We start from the raw sequence: 21,309 nt of genomic DNA, 5'->3' as shown, positions 1-21,309 counted from the left end.
ATGATTAATGTTTTGTTTGTATGTCTGGGTAATATATGTAGATCACCAATGGCTGAAGCCGTTTTGCGTCACAAAGTCCTGGAGAAGGGGCTTGAACACCAGATTCGTGTGGACTCAGCGGGTACAGGAGACTGGCATGTTGGTAAACCTCCGCATGAAGGGACTCGAAAATTGCTTGATTCGTACCAGATTTCTTATGCCAACATGGCAGCAAGACAGTTCGCCAGCGAAGACTTTACTCAATTTGATTACATTGTGTGTATGGATAATTCCAATGCAGATAATGTGCGCAACGTTCCAGGCGGAGCTGAGGCGGACATCATCAAGTTCATGGACATGCTTCCCGAGGAAAAACTCAGAGAAGTACCTGACCCATATTACACGGGCAATTTTGAAGAGGTGTACGAGCTGGTTAACGCAGGCTGCGATGTTCTGTTGAGTAAGATTGAAGCGGAACATTCCTTAGCCTAAAAAGTAAACGAAATTCATGCTTAATTTGTAATTCGACAAAGAAGCAGGATTAGAGCACTTAAAGCAAGCAGGATATCCTGCTTCTTTTTCAGGTTACAATTGTAAGCGGTATCATTAAAATGAAAAACAATAGCGGCATTTCAGCCGCCTGTTAATGTGGTCTTTTATCTTTCCTGGAGAAAATAAAGTAATGCTTCGGGCAACTCCTTCTGCCAAAAACCCCATTGGTGTTTTCCGTCTTTCTCCTGGTAGGAGACGAGGGCACCACGTTTTTCCAGTAATTCTCGAGTATCCCGATTTAATTGAACAAAATCATACGTACCCGTGTCTGCCTCAAAATCAGTCTCCTGCAAACCAACGATCATCCAGATCGAGAGCCAAGACAGATCTTCAGCTGCGGCATAGATTTCCTGAGAAGCAGAGTAGAAGGCGCCAGACATGCTGATCACACGTGTGAACAGATCCGGATATAACAGAGCAAGATGAAGTGAAACACTGCCACCGAGCGAGTCTCCGGCAAGAATGCGTTCCTGCGGAGAACGGCGCACAGGATATTTCTCTTCTATATAGGGAATAATCTCTTCAGCGAAGCAAGCGGTATATGCCTTGAACCGATCTCCAAATGGAGCATATTCCTGCGTTCTCACAGAAACATCGACTTGAACCCCTACAATAATGAAAGGTTCGGCTCCTTCGTCCAGAATAATTTGGTTAGCTGTTGTAGCAATTCGTCCGAAATTAAAAAATTCTTCGCCATCCTGACAATAAACGACAGGGTAGCTAAGTAATTCGTTATAGCCCGGAGGAAGGTAAATACGGAGTGTTCGCTTCTCTTCGAGATAGCGACTTTCAATCTCTTCCTTCACAATCGTGCGTTTCAAATAGCGGGAATCCGTCATAAAACGTCACCTTTCTCGGTTAATTTTTTGCATTCGACCGCGCAATACGGTAAGATTACCCTTGTGCGGGGTTAGGTCAAACACGCAATCATGTATTATGCTGTTATACCAATATTAAGCCCCTGTTATACATACAATCCGGCAGGAAACATAAAAAAATTACGGATTTCTTTGACGTATGGAGTGAAACAGGTGTATAATAATATTATAACAGCGGAACTTGATATTCAAATTTTTTGTTGAGGTGAAGAAAAAAATGAGCAAGGTTCCTTATGAAGTGTATACAGAGGATGTAGAAGCTCTGTCCGTGCTGTCTCCTGACGGCGAAATTGTTAACAAAGACATGATGCCTACACTTTCCGATGATCAATTAAAAGAAATTATGTACCGCATGGTATTTACCCGTACTTGGGATGACCGTGCAGTAAACCTGGGCCGTCAAGGTCGTCTTGGTTTCTATGCTCCAGTATCTGGTCAAGAAGCGACAATGGTTGGTAGTGAATTTGCAATTGAAAAAGAAGACTTTGTATGTCCTGGCTATCGTGACATTCCGCAACTCGTATGGCATGGACTTCCTCTTTATCAAGCATTCTTGTACTCCCGTGGACACCAACATGGTGGACAAATTCCAGATGGCGTTAATGTATTGATGCCACAAATCATCATTGGTGCACAAATTCTGCATGCAATGGGTATCGCTATGGGTTACAAATTGAAGAAACAAAAACAAGTTGTTATCACGTACACAGGTGATGGCGGTTCTTCTGAAGGTGACTTCTATGAAGGTCTGAACTACGCTGGTGTATACAAACTGCCTGTTATCTTCTTCGTACAAAACAATGGTTATGCCATCACAACTCCTTTTGCTAAACAAACAGCAGCTCTGTCCATCGCTCACAAAGCGGTAGCAGCAGGTATCAAAGGTGTTAAAGTTGACGGTATGGACATCTTCGCTGTTATCAAAGCTGTTCAGGAAGCTGCTGAGCGCGGACGTAACGGAGAAGGCGCAACATTGATCGAAGCAGTAACATACCGTTTCCGTCCTCACTCCCTTTCGGATGATGCTTCCAAGTATCGTACAAAAGAAGAAGAGGCAGAATGGTCTGCTAAAGATCCTATCGCACGTTTCGCTAAATATCTGGAGAAAAAAGGTCTTTGGACTGAAGAAGATACAGCACGTGTGAAAGAAGAAGCAAAAGCTAAAGTAAATGAAGAAATCAAAAAAGCGGAAAAAACCGAGAAAATGACGATTTCAGGCTTGATCGACAGCATGTTCGAACAAACGCCTAAGCACTTGGAAGAGCAAAAAGCTGATTTCCAATAAGTTTTTTCCGATAAAGCATAAACATCCGCGACTTTAATGTCCCGGTATACATGTACGAATTCAAATGTGAACTGTCAATGTTTAAGGAGGAAATGAAGCAAATGGCACAAATGAACATGAAAGAAGCAATCCGTGATGCGCTTCGCGTGGAGTTGAAACGTGATCCTAACGTTCTGCTCTTCGGTGAAGACGTAGGTAATGTAGGCGGCGTTTTCCGTGTAACGGAAGGTCTGCAAAAAGAGTTTGGCGAAGAGCGTGTATTTGATACACCACTGGCTGAGTCCGCTATTGGTGGTCTGGCTGTAGGTCTGGGTGTACAAGGCTTCCGTCCGGTTGCTGAGATCCAATTCGTTGGTTTTATCTTCGAAGCACTTGACCAAATGGTAGTGCAAGCTGCTCGTATGCGTTTCCGCTCTGGTGGAAAATACAATTCTCCAATCGTATTCCGTACACCATTCGGTGGCGGTGTAAAAGCGGCAGAATTGCATACAGATTCCCTGGAAGGTCTGCTCACGCAAACACCAGGTATCAAAGTCGTTGTTCCTTCTAACCCTTACGATGCAAAAGGTCTGATGATCGCTTCTATTCGCGATAACGACCCTGTATTCTTCATGGAGCACTTGAACTTGTACCATGCTTTCCGTGCAGAAGTGCCTGAAGAAGATTACGTTGTTGAGTTGGGCAAAGCGAACGTTGTTCGTGAAGGTTCCGATGTAACGATCATTACTTACGGTATGATGGTTCACACTTCTGTGAAAGCAGCAGAAGAACTCGAAAAACAAGGAATCAAAGTTGAAGTTATCGACCTTCGTACGGTTAGCCCGATCGACATCGATACCATCGTTGCTTCCATTAAGAAAACAAACCGTGCAATTGTTGTACAGGAAGCTCAAAAGAGCGCAGGTGTTGCAGCTGAAGTCATTGCCCAAATCAATGAAAAAGCAATCCTGCACTTGGAAGCGCCGGTTCTGCGTGTAGCTGGTCCGGATACTGTATATCCTTTTGCACAAATCGAAGATTCTTGGCTGCCTAACCCAGCACGTATCGTTGCTGCGGTTAATAAAGTCGTAAATTTCTAATTTAATCATCTGACATGCCGCAAGGCGCAGTATGGTGATTCACACCGCAGCGCAAGCTGCACTGTAAACAGCCATTAGCCCCTTGAGTAACAGTTATTTGCATTAGCAGTAACAGTTGTTTCTTGGAGTTAAGGGTTGTTTTCAGGATTGAGCACATAATCAAGGAGGTTTTTCAGTTGGCTAAATTTGAATATAAATTCCCTGAATTGGGCGAAGGCCTACACGAAGGCGAAATCATCAAGATGCACATCAAAGTCGGTGACAAAGTAACTGACGATGACATCATCATGGAAGTACAGAATGACAAAGCGGTTGTAGAAGTACCTTGTCCGGTTAACGGAACAGTTACAGAAGTATTCGCTAAAGACGGTCAAGTCTGCCACGTTGGTGAAGTTGTAGCGATCATCGATGCAGAAGGCGAACTTCCTGAGCAAGACGACGCTCCTGCTGGCGACCAAGGCGAGCAAGAGAAAGATGCAGCTCAAGGCGGAGCTGACACAAGCGGTTCTTCTGCAGCAGCTTCCAGCACGGATGCAGCTAAAGAAGGCGGCAATAACAGCGTTCCGGCAGTACCTGCCAAAGACGTTCTGGCAACACCAAGCGTGCGCAAATTTGCTCGCGAACAAGGTGTAGACATCGCTCAAGTTAACGGCACTGGCAACAACGGTAAAGTAACCAAAGAAGATGTTGAATCTTTCAAAAACGGTGGCGGTTCTTCCGCATCGGCATCTTCCGAAGCTCCGGCTCAAGAAGAGAAAAAATCCGCAGCACCAGCAGCAGCTGATCAATACCTTGAAGAAGAGCGCGTACCATTCAAAGGTATCCGTAAAGCGATCTCGAATGCAATGGTTAAATCGGCTTACACAGCACCTCACGTTACAATCATGGACGAAGTGGACGTAACTGAATTGGTTGCTTTCCGTACTCGCATGAAACCAATTGCAGAGAAAAAAGGAACAAAAGTTACTTATTTGCCATTCATCGTTAAAGCACTGGTTGCGGCTTCCCGCCAATTCCCGGCTCTGAACGCTATGATTGATGAAGAAGCTAACGAAATTGTTTACAAAAAATACTACAACATCGGTATCGCTACAGATACAGACAACGGCTTGATCGTTCCTGTTATCAAAGATGCTGACCGTAAATCCATCTGGATGATTGCTGATTCTATCCGTGATCTGGCTGCTCGTGGTCGTGAGGGCAAATTGAGCGCGAATGAAATGAGAGGAAGCACAATCTCCATCAGTAACATCGGTTCTGCTGGCGGTATGTTCTTCACTCCAATCATCAACTTCCCTGAAGTTGCTATTCTCGGAACAGGACGTATCAGCGAAAAAGCAGTGATTAAAAACGGCGAAGTAGTTGCAGCACCTGTAATGGCTCTTTCCCTGAGCTTTGACCACCGTATCATCGATGGCGCAACAGCACAAAACTTTATGAATTACATTAAACAGCTGCTCGCTAACCCTGAGCTGCTTGTTATGGAGGTGTAAGATATGGTAGTAGGCGACGCTTCTCTCAATATCGACACATTAGTAATTGGTGCGGGTCCTGGCGGCTATGTAGCTGCCATCCGCGCTGCTCAACTGGGCCAAAGCGTATTGATCGTAGACAAATCCGAACTGGGCGGTGTTTGTTTGAACCGTGGATGTATTCCATCCAAAGCCCTGATCTCTGCTGCACACCAATATGAGTCTGCACTTCACGGTGAAGCTTTTGGTATCTCTGCTGAGAACGTAAAAGTGGACTTCAGCAAAACTCAAGAGTTCAAAAACGGCGTTGTTAAGAAAATGACTGGCGGCGTAGCTGGTTTGCTTAAAGGCAACAAAGTTGAAGTTTTCAACGGTGAGTGCATGTTCATCAACGAAAACGAAGCTCGTGTATTTAATGACCACGAGTCTCCACGTTATAAATTTAAAAATGCAATTATTGCAACAGGTTCCCGTCCAATCGAACTGAAACCTTTCCCGTTTGGCGGACGCATTCTGTCTTCGACAGAAGCTCTGAACTTGCCTGAAGTACCAAAAAGCATGATCGTTATCGGTGGCGGATATATCGGTGCTGAGCTTGGTCAAATGTACTCCAAATTCGGTGCAAAAGTAACAATCATCGAAGGTCTGGATACAGTACTGCCAGGTTTCGATAAAGACATGACTAGCCTCGTGGCTAAAAACATGAAGAAAACAGGCATCGAAATCGTAACGGGTGCAAAAGCTGAAAGTGCTGAGCAAACGGATAAAGATGTAACTGTTAAGTACTCTGTAAATGGTGAGTCCAAAGAAGTAACTGCAGATTACCTGCTGGTAACTGTTGGACGTCGTCCAAACACAGATGGAGAACTGGGTCTTGACATGATTGGTGTTGACGTTGACGAGCGTGGATTTGTCAAAGTTGACCACCAAGGTCGTACCAGCATTCCTCACATTTTTGCTATCGGTGACATCGTATCTGGTCTGGCTCTGGCACACAAAGCTTCTTATGAAGGTAAAGTGGCTGCTGAAGCAATCGCAGGACAACCATCTGTAGTTGACTACAAATGTATGCCAGCTGTTGTGTTCACAGATCCAGAGTGTTCCAGCGTAGGTTACACTGAAAAAGAAGCTAAAGAAAAAGGTTACAAAGTAAAAGCAGGCAAGTTCCCTTATGCGGGTAACGGCCGTGCTGTATCTTTGAACCACGCTGAAGGCTTCGTGAAAATCGTAGCTGACGAAGAAAGCGGCCTTGTATTGGGTTGCCAAATCGTAGGTCTGGAAGCTTCCAACTTGATTGCTGAGCTTGGTTTGGCAATTGAGATGGGCGCAACTTTGGAAGATCTGGCTCTTACAATTCACGCTCACCCAACTTTGGGCGAAATCGTGATGGAAGCTGCGGAATTGGTTATGGGTCACCCGATCCACATCATCTCCCGTTAAGATCATCTAGGCTTCGGATTCGTCCGGCATTATACGTATATGAGAAGAGGCGAATGACGCTAACGCGTTATTCGTCTCTTTTTTCTGAGCAAGAGCCGAGAAATTAAGATGCTCGTGTATGTGACATGATGAAAAGTTACACGCTCATAAGTTTCAGTGAATTGATTTTATCCAACAACTCAATTGTGGTACACTGTAGTAATGATCAGTCATGATGTGGCTCCAAGCCAATCACGGTCTATGTATTTAGTATTTAAGTTAAACTTTTATACTTACGAAAAAAAGTGTGAGGGGATATCAACATGAAAAACTATCTCGATTTATTGCAGGATATTCTGAACAACGGCGTGCATAAAGGAGACCGTACAGGAACAGGAACACAATCTGTCTTTGGCAGACAACTCCGTTATGATCTCTCCGAAGGATTTCCGCTGGTAACAACCAAACGAATTCATCTCAAATCGGTTATTCATGAACTGTTGTGGTTTTTGAGTGGCGATACCAATATATCTTATTTAAAAGAAAACGGTGTGAAGATCTGGGACGACTGGGCGGACGAAAATGGGGATCTCGGTCCGGTATACGGCTCGCAGTGGCGTACATGGGAAGCACCAAACGGAGAAAAAATTGATCAGATCGCTGCAGTCATTGATTCGATCAAAAATAATCCGGACTCGCGTCGTCACCTTGTCAGCGCATGGAATGTGGCTGAGATCAACAATATGAAGCTTCCACCTTGTCATTTTGCGTTTCAGTTTTACGTTGCAGAGGGTAAATTATCATGTATGCTTACGATGCGTTCCGTGGATACGTTCCTCGGATTGCCGTTTAACATCGCGAGTTATGCGCTTTTGACTCATATGATTGCCCAGCAATGTGATCTTGAGGTGGGTGATTTCATCTGGTCTGGAGGGGATGTTCACATCTACTCTAACCATGTAGATCAGGTTAAAACTCAGCTGGAGCGTGAACCTTATGCTTTACCTAAGCTGGTAATCAAGCGTAAGCCGGATTCTATTTTTGATTATAAGTTTGAAGATTTCGAGTTTGAGAACTATCAGCATCATCCGGGCATTAAAGCTCCAATTGCAGTCTAATTACGTGTTCAATCTCGATAAGAGACTTGGATTGAAGGAGTGTATTATCCTTGAGTATTGAATTGGTATGGGCCATGGGAGAAAACGGTGTGATCGGATTAAACAATTCGATTCCATGGCGTTTACCCAAAGATATGGCCTTTTTCAAACAACGTACGTTAAACAAAACGATTATCATGGGCCGTAATACGTGGGAATCTTTTGGTGGTAAGCCGCTTCCTCAGCGCCGTAATATTGTGGTGACTAGAGATCTGAACTACAAGGTGGAACAGGCCGAAATCGTACATACGATTGAAGAGGGTCTGAGTGTAACCAAAGGTGAGGAACTGTGTGTAATTGGGGGTTCCCAAGTGTATCGCGAGTTCTTGCCACTTGCAGATCGTCTTGTGGTGACCAAAATTCATGAGAATTTTGAGGGAGATACGTTTTTCCCTGAAGTGGAGTGGTCCGAATGGCAACTGATTGAACAGATTGAAGGCGAACAGGATGAAAAAAATGTTCATGCGTATACATTCGAATTTTACGAACGTAAACGGTAAATATGGCATAAGAAATTCCTGACTTGGGTCGTATTTGTATAATGAGAGACGCTGATTGCGAAATATTCGTGAACAGCGTCTTTTCTTTTATAAAAAAAATGAGTCACTTGTTTAGATTGGAATACATATAACATTAATATAACATTAATAATTAATATTTATGTATAATATACATGTAACCAAGCATTAAACAGTAAAAAAGTGTAAAAGTTTTGGGGTTTTAACGTTGTGAAGCCCTAAAACAGGTCTGATATTCGGAATTGAGAACGATTTATAGCAAAATATGTTGAATTTGATGACAAATTATCTTACATTTACTTAACGTTTCGATCTTTTGTTTCTTTAACACACACCAGATTTCGCAGTTCAAAACCACATTTAACACCAAAATAAGGGTATTGACCATGGGTAGACTTGAAAGATATGATGTATAAAATACAAATAATTATGCGGATAATCCATTTAATATTCAGCACAGTAAATGCTACTATAATTGAAATATCTTCGAGAAGATTTTGTGATACAATATACAAAAACTCAAGTAATGAGTAATCCATTTCATATAGAACCATGCACATGAAGGGATTAAGACAAGAACGGATGGGGGAAAACGTAAGATGTCTACACCTACTGGATTTATGGAATACAAACGTCAACTGCCAACAGATCGTGAGCCAGCGGAGCGGATTAAGGATTGGGAAGAGTTTCATAAACATATGGCTGAAGAAGAGCTCAGAACACAAGGTGCACGATGCATGGATTGTGGTACCCCGTATTGCCATACAGGTATAGATATGATTGGCGGCACGTCAGGTTGCCCCGTGCATAACCTGATTCCAGAATGGAATAATCTTGTATATCGCGGACTGTGGAGAGAAGCACTTGAGCGCCTTCACAAAACGAATAATTTCCCAGAGTTTACAGGTCGCGTCTGTCCAGCTCCTTGCGAAGGATCTTGTACAGTTGGCTTAATTGGTCAGCCTGTAACCATCAAAACGATTGAAGAAGCAATTATTGAAAAAGGTTTCGAAGAAGGATGGGTGGTTCCCCAACCTCCTGAAAAACGTACGGGTAAACGTGTAGCTGTGGTAGGCTCAGGTCCAGCGGGATTAGCTACTGCGGCTCAGTTGAATAAAGCAGGACACTCGGTAACCGTATATGAGCGTTCGGACCGTGTCGGCGGATTGCTGATGTACGGTATCCCAACGATGAAATTGGATAAAAACGTAGTTCAACGTCGTGTTGATCTGCTCGAAGCAGAAGGCATTCAATTCATTACGAACACCGAGATTGGTAAAGATATCGCAGCACAACAACTGGTGGATGAATATGACGCTGTTGTATTGTGCGGTGGTGCAACGAAGCCGCGTGAATTCAATATTGAAGGCAGCGACTTGAAAGGCGTTCATTACGCCATGGATTTCCTCAATGGTAGCATTAAGAGTTATCTGGATTCCAATCTGGAAGATGGTCAATATCTGTCCGCTAAGGATAAAGATATTATTGTCATTGGTGGCGGTGATACAGGATCTGACTGTGTGGCTACATCGTTGCGTCATGGTTGTCGTACGATCACTCAATTCGGTACGCATACACAAGCGCCTATGGAGCGTGATCGCATTAACAACCCTTGGCCGCAATTCCCGAACGTATACACACTTGATTATGCGCAAGAGGAAGCCAAAGCGTTGTTTGGTCAAGATCCGCGTGAATTCTCCATCATGACAACAAAATTTGTCGGAGACGATGAGGGGAACCTCAAAGAATTGCATACCGTACAGATCGAGCGTATTGTGGATGAGACTGGTCGCAAGATTTATCAGCCGATTCCAGGTACAGAGCGTGTATTCCCGGCTCAAATGGCCATGATTGCGATTGGATTTGATGGACCGGAACAAACGTTGGTAGAGCAACTGGGACTTGCAACAGATCGTCGTACAAACGTTAAGGCACGTTACGGCAAATACAACACCAATGTGGATAAAGTATTTGCAGCAGGTGACATGCGTCGTGGTCAAAGCTTGGTTGTATGGGCAATTAATGAAGGCCGTGAGGCTGCTCGTGAAGTGGACAAATACTTGATGGGTGCTTCGGTTCTGGTGTAAAAGTATAGAACAAGATATAAATGACAACCTTCGCGATCAGCGAGGGTTGTTTGCTGTTATTTTAACCAATTTGACTACATATTTCATGTAAGTGTGAGCAACATCATTGCTTTTTAAGTGATAAAGATTTATTATTATATTATAATGATTATAAATAAGGATTAACTGAAACCATGAATCCGTACGATAAAAGTAAATTTCAATGAATATAAATCGGAGGTGCGACCTGCTATGGCAAGTAACCGGGACAAGTCCATTTCAGAACAGATCTTTCACATTAAAAATCAATTGGTTGAAAAAGGATATAAGTTAACACAACAACGGGAAGTTACTGTACGTGTATTGCTTGAACATGAAAAGGATCATTTTAGCGCAGAGGAAGTATTTCTCCTGGTTAAGGAGCAGTTCCCTGAGATTGGATTGGCTACCGTTTACCGCACTCTCGAACTGCTCAGTGACCTTCAGGTCGTTGAAAAGATTAACTTTGGTGACGGCGCTGCGCGCTTTGATCTGCGAAGTACAGACGGTTCCCATCACCACCATCATTTGATCTGTACAGAATGTGGTAAAGTGGAAGAGATTATGGAAGATGGTCTGCTTCGTTTGGAACAACAAATCGAGCGTCAGTATGGCTTTGCTGTTACGGATCATCGTCTGGATTTCCAGGGTGTATGCAAAGAGTGCAGACAAAAGCATGTATTAAAAGAACAGGCAGCAGGATAATTCATTTCGGGAAGGTGCTCCCGAATCCAAAATCTGATATAATGAGTTTCAGAAGCAAGGGGCTTCCGTCGGCGGAATGCCCCTTTTTGCCGTCATGCGGACGGTGAAGGAGGAGAGATGGACGGATGAAGACACTGGTTATAGCGGAAAAACCCGACATGGGTCGAACCATTGCCGCCGTCATAGAACCAAAGGCCAAGAACAATCGCACGTATCTGGAGGGTGAGCATTACATCATCACTTGGGCGATAGGGCATTTGCTTGGACTGGCTGAACCGGATGCCTATGATACAAAGTACAAGCGTTGGAATATAGCGGACCTGCCGATCATACCCGATCAGTTCAAGATTGTACCCAATCCGAGGACTAAAGATCAGCTTAAAATGATTGGAGAACTGGCAAAACGGGCTTCAGCGATCGTTAATGCTTGTGATGCAGGGAGAGAAGGTCAGTACATCTTCGCCCTCATACAACAGCAATTGAAGCTGCGTCAGCCTGTAAAGCGTTTATGGATATCGGATTTGACAGCAGAGAGCATTAGACGTGGTTTTGATGGTCTGAAGGATGCCTCTGAATTTGAAAATTTGACCCATGCTGCTCGCGCCAGAAGTGAAGCCGATTGGCTGATTGGGATGAATGCATCACGTGCGTTTACAACCCGTCATAATGCATTGTTGTCTGTAGGCCGTGTGCAGACGCCGGTACTCGCGCTAATCTACGATCGGGAAATAGAGATTGAAGCGTTCCAATCACAGACCTTTTATGAAGTAGCCGCCTGGTTTCGGCAGGAAGGTGTCGAGTACCGGGGACTGCGTCAGGGAGATAAGTTGACCGATGCGGAGGCAGCAGAGGCCATTGCAGCCAGTGTGAAGGGCAAGACAGGGCAGATTACCAAATACGAAGCAAAGCAGACGAAGGAGTATCCGTATCGTTTGTATGACCTGACCCTTTTACAGCGTGAAGCCAATGCCAAGTTTGGATATGGTGCCAAAAAAACACTGGATATTGCACAGGCCTTGTATGAAAAACACAAGGTGATTTCGTATCCGCGGACAAACTCCAACTATGTTACAGAACAGAATATTGAAGGTATGCACAAAACACTAAACCTGCTTAAAAATGGTACCTATAGTGAGCTTGCGCAAGGGGCCAAGCCAGAGCTTGTTCATAAGAATAATAAAGGGGTATGTAATCCGAGCAGAGTTGAGGATCACCATGCGATCCTACCTACTTTGAAGCGACCAGGTACCTTATCCAAGGATGAGCAGAACATCTATGATTTGATTGTCAGACGTTTCTTGTCTCACTTTTATCCTCCGGCGGAGTATAAGCAACATACCGTGCTCACCGAAGTGGAGAAACATCAGTTTAAGACATCTGTCAAAGAGCTGCTGTCCCTCGGATGGAAAGTGGTTCTCGGTTCTGGAGATCAGGAACAGGGCGGTGCAGGCAAGAAGAAGAGCAAGAAAAACGGCAATGAGGAAGAGGAAGCTGAAGAATGGACGGATAAAGCTTTTGCTGTACAACCCGACTTGCCTGTTCAATGTACGAAGAGTGAGTTCAAGGAGAAGGCGACCCAGCCTCCCAAAAGTTATACCGAGGGAACATTGCTGAAAGCGATGGAGAGTGCAGGCAAACAGATCGAGAATGAAGAGTTGCGAGATGCGATGAAAGATAGTGGTCTGGGTACTCCGGCTACACGTGCGGCTACAATTGAGCGCCTCAAAAATGTAGGTTACATTACGCTGCAAGGGAAGAAAATGCAGTTAACGCTCAAAGGCAGAACGGCTATTGAGTTGATTCGTCGCGCGGGTGTAGATCTGTTAACTTCACCTGAGATGACCGGGCAATGGGAAAGAAGGTTATATCAGATTTCCAAAGGTGAGGCGGGTCAGGACAAGTTCATGGAGAACGTCAAGAAATTCACCTTGTCCATCATTGAGAAAGTGCGTGTACAAGCTCCTGCTCCAGCAGATGCTTTTGGAGAAGATTCACGTGCGGGCAGAGGGAAAGGCAAGGGAGCCAGAACCCAGGCCGGGAACACAAGGACATCTGCCAAGACGGCTAGTGGTGGTTCAACTGTAAAAACGTCCCGTCAGACTTCGGCATCTTCGTCCAGAGCTGGCAGTGGGAAAAGTACGGCCACCAAGGCGCCATCTTCAACTGTGAGCCCAACCGGAGTGAGAGAGTTACTGGCACCTTGCCCTTCTCCCGGCTGTACGGGTCAGATTATAGAGGGCAAGAAGGGTTATGGATGCTCACGTTTCAAGGAAGGCTGTTCATTTGTGGTCTGGAAAGAGTATGCAGGCAAGAAAATCACCAGTACGATGTTAAAATCGCTGATTGAGAAGGGGAGTACACAAGTACTGTCGTTCAAACGAAAAGACGGGAGTACGGTGAAAGCACGTATTATTTTGCAGGACGTAGTAACAGGCAAATTATCTGGCGAGAAGCAGGATGCTTGATCTTAGTTAACAGTTAACATACAGCAAAAGGACCCTTATCCAAGGGTCCTTTTCTGTTGCTGCTGTTGTATATTTTCGTGTATCACTTTCGGTACTTCTTCCAGTGCAGTGATGGTATACATTGACGTTTCCGGATTAGGTTGAAGTTCTACGATGTTGTATTGCCATTCATTCGGTTGTTTGATATAAATGCTGTGAATTCCGGCTTTTACCGCAGGCATAATATCTGTGCGTAGTGAGTTGCCAATCATCCAGGTTGCACGACGATCAAACGGACCATTAGACAGAATGCCTTCCAGTGCCTCGACGTTTTTGTGTTGTCGGATATAGATCCGATCATCAAAATAAGCCGAGAGTTTCATCTGATCAATCTTGCGCTGCTGAATCACGGTTTCGCCGCCGGTATATAAGTAAAGGGAATGTCCAGCACTTTTGAGGTTCTCAAGCGTTTCAACCATATGAGGGTAGGGTTCAACCTCCTGATCGTACACACTCATACCCAACTTGCTCAGATAAGACTCTTCTCTTGGAGAGGTTAATCTAGCGAACTTGCCGGAGAAATAACGATAGGTATCAATCAGGGATTGCGGGAAATGATGACTCGCAAAACCAAGCTTGTTCACTCCGGTTACATCGATCTCCAGCTGTTTTTCCCGAATCTCCTGTGTTGTCAGAGAATGTCCATCAAACCACTCTTGCATATTCTCAAAGAATTCTCCCAAAATCAGGTTGAAGTACTTGTTGCAATATACGAGTGTATCATCAAGGTCAAACAAAATATGTTGTTTCATTATTTTCATGATCTAACTCACTCCTTGTAGCCAGTAAATCCACAATGGTTCAACTAAATTAAATGCGAATATAGGATTCCAAGAACATATTCAATTCAGATACGCCATCTGGCCGAATACTGTATTTCTCTTTACGGTTACTTCCGAGCAGATGGGTCCGTAGCAGACCTGCGATGCGTAGCGCCATAACCTGGTCTTTGACCGTGTCTTCGTCTTTACCCAATTCTTCACACATCTCAGCGAGGGATTTGGGTTCATCCGATACGTAACGAAGCAGGCGAAGTCTTTCGGGATCAGCCAACGCATGGGTGAAACGTAAAAGGCATGTTGGCGGCTGGTCTTCATTCTCTTCAGGTGCATCTACGGGATACTGCATGATCATCATCCCCTCATAGAAGCAGTACATATTAATAGGACGATTGTGCACCGTTGGGAAGAGGATGACTTCGTTCAGTCCCGGCATCGGTTCAACAAGAACGCCCGCTGTAGCATATTCAATAAGCAGTTCAGAGCCCATTTTATCAAGCAAAATGCGTTTTTCTTCGGCATCTTCTTCCAGCCACACACGCTGATCTTCGCTCATATTCTGACAGTAGTGTTCATCCCATAGTCGCAATAATGGGACATAACTGTTCCGAATGCGCGTAGATTCTTCTATTGTAAGAGCCGGCAGAAGAGGAGACACACGTGCAAACAGGTCTTCCGCTGTCATTCCGGCAAGCATGTCCAGGAAATCACGATTCTCCGATGTATCATTTTGATAAGCTGCCCATGCAAACAAAACATCAAAATCATCAAAAGGCCAAGTGGCAGCAGGTGCGAGCGCAGCTCGTACATTGGAACTTAGTTTGCCTTCCACTTCCAGAATCCATTCAGGACCAATATCCAGATGCTGAATCCATTTTTTCGTGACATAAACCAGAAAGCTGTTAAGCATTTCATATATCGGTGAAACATCAATTTTCACATGATAAGCCATAATGTTGCAGAATCCTCCCGTCACATCTAAATGTACGCAGCGACTTAAGTACGATTAGTGCGTGTTCAAAAAGTCTGGTTTTCAGTACCAAGAAGATGGAATGAAGCTAGAAATGGAGTAGCGGAGCGTAGGAAAACTACGTGAGCAACGGACATTTCGGCTGAATTTCATCTTCGAAGCTGATGATGCCACTAGGCATGATTCGTAATCAAAAGTGAACTTTTTGAACAACCTCTATTATGGCTTGTTTTGCAGGGCGTTGTCCACTATAATGTTCAAGTCCGGGGCAAAGCCCCGATCTTTGAATAGCAGTTTAAAACCATATGTATACCATACAAAAGTCGTCAGCGATGGCGATTTTTCTTTGTGTGCTCGCAGGAGGATTGAATTCGTGTCATCGATTACTCGTCCCAAACTATCACACTCGACAGCCAACTATCTCATTTTGATTACGGTTATTGTGGTGGCGGGAATAAGTCAGGGGCTTTTGCTGCCTGTGCTTTCGATTTTTTTGGAGCAAAAAGGAGTTTCACCAGGTTTAAACGGATTAAACGCCGCCGCGTTGTACATTGGCTCTTTTGCCATGACTCTCGTTGCGGAGCGACTATTGGGAGCACTCGGGTTCAAAAAGCTTATAGTGGGCGGCCTGATATTAGTCATGGTCCCTTTAATATTGTTTCCGTACTTACCAGATATTAAAATATGGTTCATTTTGCGTCTGGTCGTTGGAATAGGAGATAGTGCACTTCATTATGCGGCTCAGCTCTGGGTGTTGCTCGTTACTGCACCTGAAAAGCGTGGGCGCTACATATCACTATATGGCATGTCCTACGGGCTGGGATTCAGTATTGGACCGCTGGGAATTAAGCTGCTTGGATTCGGTGATGCAGTGCCTTTCTGGGTCTTGTTCATATGTATCGCAGCAGTACTTATGCTTGTATTAATGAAGCTTCCGGATACGAAACCGGAAAAAGCAGAGCATGGCCAACTGCCGGAACGTCGCTTCCGTCGTAGTCTGGCATGGGCCTGGTATGCACTTTTACCAGCACTCTTATACGGATATATGGAAGCAGGTATGAATAGTAACTTCCCCGTGTATGGGCTGCGTATTGGATTCGATACCAATCAGATTTCGTCGTTGCTTCCTTTTATCGGGATTGGAGGTTTGTTCCTACAATTGCCACTCGGGATGTTGAGTGACCGATACGGTAGGAAGAAGATATTGATGTTTGCGGGCATCAGCGGGGGAATCATCTTCATGCTGGTTCCAGTCGCAGGTACGCATTTCTGGTGGACGCTTGTATTGTTAACAATCGCGGGAGGCTTGGTTGGCTCCTTTTTCTCATTGGGCCTGGCCTATGCCGCAGACATTTTGCCTAAAGTGTTGCTGCCTGCAGCCAACGTTGTGGCATCCTTTCATTTCACAATTGGAAGTATTATTGGGCCGAATCTGGGGGGTCAGATGATCAACTGGATTTCACCCGGAAGCATGTTCACCTTGCTCGGAATCCTGTACCTTCTTTTCGGCGTGGCAGGTATATTATTTCGTCGTAAACCTGAGTTCGAATCTGTGTTAAAATAGAAGCTGGTGTTCGCATGGAAATTGATGTCCATTTCCGAGTACACTAGTGGTAGGGAAAAACATGGACAAGAGGAGACATCGCGATGATCAGAGTAGAGAACTTGAGTAAATCCGTTGGCGTGGACCACGTTCCCGTTCTACGGGATATTCGATTTGATATGCAACAGGGTGAAATGATAGCTGTAGTTGGCTCAAGCGGTAGCGGTAAAAGCATGTTGCTTAAATGTTTGGCCATGATGGAAAAATGGGATTCCGGCCGGTTTACGGTGGATGGTGCAGAGATTTTGAAAGAAGGCTGGTCCGGAAAACGGAAAATCAAACGGGAATGGGCATACTTGGAACAAAATCCAGAATTATTTCCTAGACGTACGGCTCTTAAAAATGTATTAATCGGACGATCGGGTCAGACTCCCGTATGGAGAATGGTGACCGGCATGGTACGTTCTGATGATTATATGGGTGCTATGGATTATCTCGAAGGATTGGGATTACTTGATAAAGCACATCAAATAGCAGAGAAGCTCAGTGGTGGCGAGAAGCAGCGTGTTGCTATTGCAAGAGCACTTGCTCATGGTGCCAAAGTGGTTTTGGCCGATGAACCAGTGATTGGTCTTGACCCTCACACAGCAGATTCGGTGCTGGAAACGCTGCGCAAATTATGTGAAGAAGAACGTGCAACAGTCATTGCAGTACTGCCTATTGAACTTGCTGAGAAACATGCCACACGGATCTGGGGATTGGCAGAAGGCAAGATTGCTTTTGATATTCGTGGACGAAGACTGACACAGCAAGAAAAAAACCAGATTTAAACTATTGAAAAGAGTGATGAGATTGTTTAATTCACGGTGGGGACGCTTTGTAGCAGCAGGAACTATGGCGATTATGCTTGGTTCTGTTCTAAGCGGATGCACAGTCATAAGTGACCCCAAGGGTTTGATGAGAAAACCAATGATGTCCACCGATAAGGAGAAACTGTACAACGTGGTACAGGTTAAACTGCCGCCAGAGAGTACATTGATTCGTCCCAAGGATATGAATAATACCAGCATGATTCGGGTGGAAGACCTGAATGGGGATGGAACTCGGGAAGCGATTGTTTTTTATGAGACACCTAATGAGAATGTGCGAATCCATGGCATGATTTTGGAAGAGCAGGGAGGCACATGGGTTAAAAAACTTACATTTGATGTGCCGGGAAATGAGTTGCAATCCTTTAAAGTATTGGATATTACGAATGACGGAAATCCGGATATTATTCTTGGTGTAAGTCTGCAGGAGCAGAAGGCCCTGACTGCATATTCCTACAAGGGCGGGGCACTGGAGCAGGTCTTGGGTGGAGTTCCGTATAATCAATATATCATTGATGATGCGCAGGGGAACACGCTGGATTTGAGCGGAGATGGTAAGAGTGATTTTGTTATCATTTCGCTGAACAACAGCGGTTTTGCAACGATTGCGTTATACCAGTACGAAGATGGCAGCTTCAAGGAAGTTGATCGGGTGCAGACCGATTATACCGTTAAAGAAGTTTATAATGCTCTGGGCGGAGAGATCGCCAAAGGACAGATGGGCATTGTACTGGATGCCGAGCTGGATGATCGGAGTTCCTTCTCGCAAATTATGTATGTTAAAGATAACAAGTTAGTCAATGCTTTCAAATCACCGGATCAAACGTATAGAGATGACAAAATTTTAAGCGGTGATGTCGATAATGATGGTATTATTGAGTTTGGACTTAAAGAGACTCCAAAAGGTTGGGAGCATTACGTATTTGACTCTCGGTTGTGGTTTTACACCTATTATCAGTGGGATGGTAAAGACAGCAAGAAATTTGTCTCATTCCAATTCCGGGATGATGCTGATTTATTCCATCTAAATCTCAAGCCAGAGTGGTACGGTAAGATCACTATTGACACCAAATCGGAAAAGGAAAAATATATTCGATTTAAAATGATTGATACGGACGAAACCGTAGCAGAGATCAAATATTTCACCCTTTCCAAGTGGGAACAGGAGAAGGGTAAAAGCTGGAAGGAAATTACGCGTACCAAAGATCGGGTTATTGCTTCACGGGTAGCACAATCAGAGGCGGGTAAAGATGCACTGAGCAATACTTCTCAGCTGAATAGAAAGGGAGAACTTAATGAGTAAAGTACTTATTCTTGAGGATGAAGAATCCATCCGCAGTTTTATAGTGATTAATTTAAAGAGAAACGGATTCGAAGTGCTTGAAGCAGGTGACGGTCATGAAGCGCTTCGCATACTGCAGACAGTACCGGATATTGATCTGGCTCTGCTGGATGTCATGGTACCAGGTATTGATGGATTCGAGGTGTGTCGACGGATCCGTGAAACCAATGAACGTCTGGGCATCATCTTTTTGACCGCGAAAGTGCAGGAACAGGATAAAGTGTACGCACTCTCCGTTGGTGCAGATGATCACGTCAGCAAGCCTTTCAGCCCTACCGAGTTGATTGCGCGTATTCAGTCTTTATTACGTCGAGTGAACGTGCATCGGGAAACCGCGGCAAAGGTTACGTTCCAGTCAGGGCCATTTTCCCTAGATCTGATCTCGAAGCAATTCAAAAAACAGAATGAAGCGATTGAATTAACTCCAACGGAATTTTCCCTGATTCAGTTTTTCCTGGAAAAAGAAAATACACCGCTCAGCCGCGATGTATTGTTAGATCACGTATGGGGAAAAGAGTACATGGGTGATCCCAAAATTGTGGATGTCAACATTCGTCGTTTGCGTCAGAAAATTGAGAACAATCCTTCCGAGCCCGAATACCTGCAGACAGTATGGGGTCACGGGTACAAATGGAAGGGCCGGGAGCAATGATTAAAAAAGGCATTACTCGGCAGATCGTACTACATTATTTCTTTGTAGTATTTCTCGCTCTGCTGTTGGTCGAATTCGTATTTATGTTGGCAGTTCAAAGGTATTATTATGAGAGTATCTACAATACGATTAGTACCCACATTTCTAATTCAAAGGATTTTTTCGAGCCGATTGCCCGTGAAAATACTACAGAGGATGGCAATAATCTGTCCAGACTCCTTGTGAACTTGGCATTGTCCAATACTGAATTGGAAATTTTGGATCTGAACGGGCGCGTATTGGCGAGTTCAACTGCTTTCGAATCTGACCGGGCTGTGCTGCAAACCAGTGATATTATGCAGGCTCTGAATGGGGATATGGGACGCTGGATTGGAAGACAACCAGGTACTGGAGAATCCGTCATGGCCGTTTCACACAAGTTTGATCTGGGCGGCGAAAATACTTATGTTATTCGATATCTGACATCACTCGAAGATGTGAATTCAAAGCTGTTAAATATGGGACTACTTGCCGCTGCGGTCGGTGTTGGCGTGCTTGCTATAGTGTTGATCATCAGTATTGGTATGGCAAATTCCATTGTACGTCCAATTAACAACATCACCGCAGTATCTGCCCAAATGGCTAGAGGACGGCTGGATGTCAGGGTTAAAGGGAATTATAAGCACGAACTGGGCGAATTGGCATCAACACTTAACTTCATGGCACATGAGATTGTGCGCAGTAATCAGATCAAGGATGATTTTATCTCTTCGATCTCACATGAATTAAGAACACCTCTGACCAGTATCAAAGGCTGGAGCGAGACACTGGATTCAGGCGGTTATGATCCGGAAGAAACCCGTATCGGTATGGGTATTATCTCCAAGGAAACCGAACGGCTGATTGGACTTGTTGAAGAGATGCTGGATTTCTCCAAATTGCAGCAGAATCAGATGAAGCTTGTCAAAGGAACCGTCAACATTCGTGAAATTGTACAGGAAACGATGTTGAATGTCTGGGCCAAAGCGGAACAAAAACAGGTCCATCTCAAGTTGGAGACTGACGAGACTCGTGCTTATAATGTCCATGGAGACGGTAACAGACTGAAACAAGTCTTCCTGAATGTTGTGGATAATGCGATCAAATTTTCACATGAGAATTCCTGGATCTTCTTGTCCGTCAAAGAGGAGAATGGTCAGATCATTGCAGCTGTTCAGGACACTGGTATCGGAATTAGTGAAGAACACCTAATCAAAGTACGGGACCGCTTCTTCCAGGTAAATCATCAAAATGGGGGAACGGGACTGGGGCTTGCGATTACGCAGGAACTGGTAGAACTGCATGAGGGAACCATCACGATGCAGAGTGAACTTGGATCTGGTACAACCGTTACGGTTACATTACCGGCTGTGTCTGAGGAGATGGGTCCAGAAGAATCTGTAACCGCGTCTGGTGATGCTGAAGTCACAGATGCGCGAACAGCAAGCGATGCTAAATCGGATCTAGAAAAGTCTTAAGGTTT

18 protein-coding genes are annotated in these 21,309 nt (G+C 44.6%); 15 read left to right on the top strand and 3 right to left on the bottom strand.

Features of this window, described 5'->3' with window-relative positions; genetic code table 11:
* Positions 1 to 471, top strand: a complete 471-nt coding sequence (locus MHI12_RS17665) for a low molecular weight protein-tyrosine-phosphatase (RefSeq protein WP_339193715.1) — start codon at positions 1 to 3, stop codon at positions 469 to 471.
* Positions 472 to 635: 164 nt separating this feature from the next.
* On the opposite strand, the gene MHI12_RS17660 is transcribed toward MHI12_RS17665, so the two are convergent.
* Positions 636 to 1,370, bottom strand: coding sequence for an alpha/beta hydrolase-fold protein (locus MHI12_RS17660; protein ID WP_210108456.1), 735 nt, complete (start codon positions 1,368 to 1,370; stop codon positions 636 to 638).
* 256 nt (positions 1,371 to 1,626) lie between these two features.
* On the opposite strand from MHI12_RS17660, the gene pdhA reads away from it, so the two are divergent.
* From pdhA to MHI12_RS17615, 9 genes are all read left to right on the top strand, one after another.
* Positions 1,627 to 2,694 (top strand): pyruvate dehydrogenase (acetyl-transferring) E1 component subunit alpha, encoded by a 1,068-nt coding sequence (gene pdhA / locus MHI12_RS17655; protein WP_017688072.1) that lies wholly within the window; start codon positions 1,627 to 1,629, stop codon positions 2,692 to 2,694.
* 101 nt (positions 2,695 to 2,795) lie between these two features.
* Positions 2,796 to 3,773 carry an alpha-ketoacid dehydrogenase subunit beta gene (locus MHI12_RS17650; RefSeq protein WP_074095465.1) on the top strand — a complete coding sequence of 326 codons (978 nt, stop codon included), beginning with the start codon at positions 2,796 to 2,798 and terminating at the stop codon, positions 3,771 to 3,773.
* 176 nt (positions 3,774 to 3,949) lie between these two features.
* Positions 3,950 to 5,266, top strand: a complete 1,317-nt coding sequence (locus MHI12_RS17645; protein ID WP_405169909.1) for a dihydrolipoamide acetyltransferase family protein — start codon at positions 3,950 to 3,952, stop codon at positions 5,264 to 5,266.
* A 3-nt stretch (positions 5,267 to 5,269) separates the two neighbouring features.
* Positions 5,270 to 6,685, top strand: coding sequence for a dihydrolipoyl dehydrogenase (gene lpdA / locus MHI12_RS17640; RefSeq protein ID WP_036613658.1), 1,416 nt, complete (start codon positions 5,270 to 5,272; stop codon positions 6,683 to 6,685).
* Between the two features lie 302 nt (positions 6,686 to 6,987).
* The gene (gene thyA / locus MHI12_RS17635) at positions 6,988 to 7,782 is read left to right on the top strand and encodes a thymidylate synthase (protein WP_036613661.1); all 795 of its coding nucleotides are present in this window, start codon (positions 6,988 to 6,990) and stop codon (positions 7,780 to 7,782) included.
* Between the two features lie 50 nt (positions 7,783 to 7,832).
* Positions 7,833 to 8,321 (top strand): dihydrofolate reductase, encoded by a 489-nt coding sequence (locus tag MHI12_RS17630; RefSeq protein ID WP_405169908.1) that lies wholly within the window; start codon positions 7,833 to 7,835, stop codon positions 8,319 to 8,321.
* Positions 8,322 to 8,938: 617 nt separating this feature from the next.
* Positions 8,939 to 10,426 (top strand): glutamate synthase subunit beta, encoded by a 1,488-nt coding sequence (locus tag MHI12_RS17625; protein WP_036673826.1) that lies wholly within the window; start codon positions 8,939 to 8,941, stop codon positions 10,424 to 10,426.
* 231 nt (positions 10,427 to 10,657) lie between these two features.
* A complete protein-coding gene (locus MHI12_RS17620) occupies positions 10,658 to 11,149 on the top strand; it encodes a Fur family transcriptional regulator (RefSeq protein ID WP_036613667.1) in 492 nt (163 codons plus the stop codon).
* A 125-nt stretch (positions 11,150 to 11,274) separates the two neighbouring features.
* Positions 11,275 to 13,614, top strand: coding sequence for a DNA topoisomerase 3 (locus MHI12_RS17615; RefSeq protein WP_405169907.1), 2,340 nt, complete (start codon positions 11,275 to 11,277; stop codon positions 13,612 to 13,614).
* A 35-nt stretch (positions 13,615 to 13,649) separates the two neighbouring features.
* On the opposite strand, the gene MHI12_RS17610 is transcribed toward MHI12_RS17615, so the two are convergent.
* On the bottom strand, positions 13,650 to 14,414 hold the full coding sequence (locus MHI12_RS17610; protein ID WP_405169906.1) for an HAD family hydrolase: 765 nt from the start codon (positions 14,412 to 14,414) through the stop codon (positions 13,650 to 13,652).
* 49 nt (positions 14,415 to 14,463) lie between these two features.
* Entirely contained in the window at positions 14,464 to 15,384 is a 921-nt protein-coding gene (locus MHI12_RS17605; protein WP_036613670.1) for a helix-turn-helix transcriptional regulator, read from the bottom strand.
* A gap of 391 nt (positions 15,385 to 15,775) precedes the next feature.
* Here MHI12_RS17605 and MHI12_RS17600 point away from each other — a divergent pair, with 391 nt between their 5' ends.
* The 5 genes from MHI12_RS17600 (at position 15,776) to MHI12_RS17580 (ending at position 21,304) form a co-directional block, all read left to right on the top strand.
* Positions 15,776 to 16,966, top strand: a complete 1,191-nt coding sequence (locus tag MHI12_RS17600) for an MFS transporter (RefSeq protein ID WP_341007862.1) — start codon at positions 15,776 to 15,778, stop codon at positions 16,964 to 16,966.
* Between the two features lie 83 nt (positions 16,967 to 17,049).
* Positions 17,050 to 17,775: a phosphonate ABC transporter ATP-binding protein gene (locus MHI12_RS17595; protein ID WP_405169905.1), complete on the top strand. Its 726-nt coding sequence runs from the start codon at positions 17,050 to 17,052 to the stop codon at positions 17,773 to 17,775.
* A 22-nt stretch (positions 17,776 to 17,797) separates the two neighbouring features.
* Positions 17,798 to 19,117: a hypothetical protein gene (locus tag MHI12_RS17590; protein WP_143781232.1), complete on the top strand. Its 1,320-nt coding sequence runs from the start codon at positions 17,798 to 17,800 to the stop codon at positions 19,115 to 19,117.
* The gene (locus MHI12_RS17585; protein ID WP_017688086.1) at positions 19,110 to 19,808 is read left to right on the top strand and encodes a response regulator transcription factor; all 699 of its coding nucleotides are present in this window, start codon (positions 19,110 to 19,112) and stop codon (positions 19,806 to 19,808) included. The genes MHI12_RS17590 and MHI12_RS17585 overlap by 8 nt, the downstream gene beginning before the upstream one ends.
* Positions 19,805 to 21,304, top strand: a complete 1,500-nt coding sequence (locus MHI12_RS17580; protein WP_405169904.1) for an ATP-binding protein — start codon at positions 19,805 to 19,807, stop codon at positions 21,302 to 21,304. The genes MHI12_RS17585 and MHI12_RS17580 overlap by 4 nt, the downstream gene beginning before the upstream one ends.
* Positions 21,305 to 21,309: the final 5 nt, after the last annotated feature.

Source organism: Paenibacillus sp. FSL H8-0280, assembly GCF_045040665.1.
GTDB classification, from domain to species: domain Bacteria; phylum Bacillota; class Bacilli; order Paenibacillales; family Paenibacillaceae; genus Paenibacillus; species Paenibacillus xylanexedens_A.
The sequence above is the reverse complement of the archived record's forward strand: the minus strand, read 5'-3'. Positions and strand labels throughout refer to the sequence as shown.

Coding starts and splice junctions, on each gene's coding strand:
- thyA (WP_036613661.1), top strand. CDS start 6,988: ATGAAAAACTATCTCGATTTATTGCAGGATATTCTGAACAACGGCGTG.
- MHI12_RS17660 (WP_210108456.1), bottom strand. CDS start 1,370: ATGACGGATTCCCGCTATTTGAAACGCACGATTGTGAAGGAAGAGATT.
- MHI12_RS17610 (WP_405169906.1), bottom strand. CDS start 14,414: ATGAAAATAATGAAACAACATATTTTGTTTGACCTTGATGATACACTC.
- MHI12_RS17595 (WP_405169905.1), top strand. CDS start 17,050: ATGATCAGAGTAGAGAACTTGAGTAAATCCGTTGGCGTGGACCACGTT.
- MHI12_RS17585 (WP_017688086.1), top strand. CDS start 19,110: ATGAGTAAAGTACTTATTCTTGAGGATGAAGAATCCATCCGCAGTTTT.
- MHI12_RS17580 (WP_405169904.1), top strand. CDS start 19,805: ATGATTAAAAAAGGCATTACTCGGCAGATCGTACTACATTATTTCTTT.
- MHI12_RS17650 (WP_074095465.1), top strand. CDS start 2,796: ATGGCACAAATGAACATGAAAGAAGCAATCCGTGATGCGCTTCGCGTG.
- pdhA (WP_017688072.1), top strand. CDS start 1,627: ATGAGCAAGGTTCCTTATGAAGTGTATACAGAGGATGTAGAAGCTCTG.
- MHI12_RS17620 (WP_036613667.1), top strand. CDS start 10,658: ATGGCAAGTAACCGGGACAAGTCCATTTCAGAACAGATCTTTCACATT.
- lpdA (WP_036613658.1), top strand. CDS start 5,270: ATGGTAGTAGGCGACGCTTCTCTCAATATCGACACATTAGTAATTGGT.
- MHI12_RS17665 (WP_339193715.1), top strand. CDS start 1: ATGATTAATGTTTTGTTTGTATGTCTGGGTAATATATGTAGATCACCA.
- MHI12_RS17615 (WP_405169907.1), top strand. CDS start 11,275: ATGAAGACACTGGTTATAGCGGAAAAACCCGACATGGGTCGAACCATT.
- MHI12_RS17625 (WP_036673826.1), top strand. CDS start 8,939: ATGTCTACACCTACTGGATTTATGGAATACAAACGTCAACTGCCAACA.
- MHI12_RS17605 (WP_036613670.1), bottom strand. CDS start 15,384: ATGGCTTATCATGTGAAAATTGATGTTTCACCGATATATGAAATGCTT.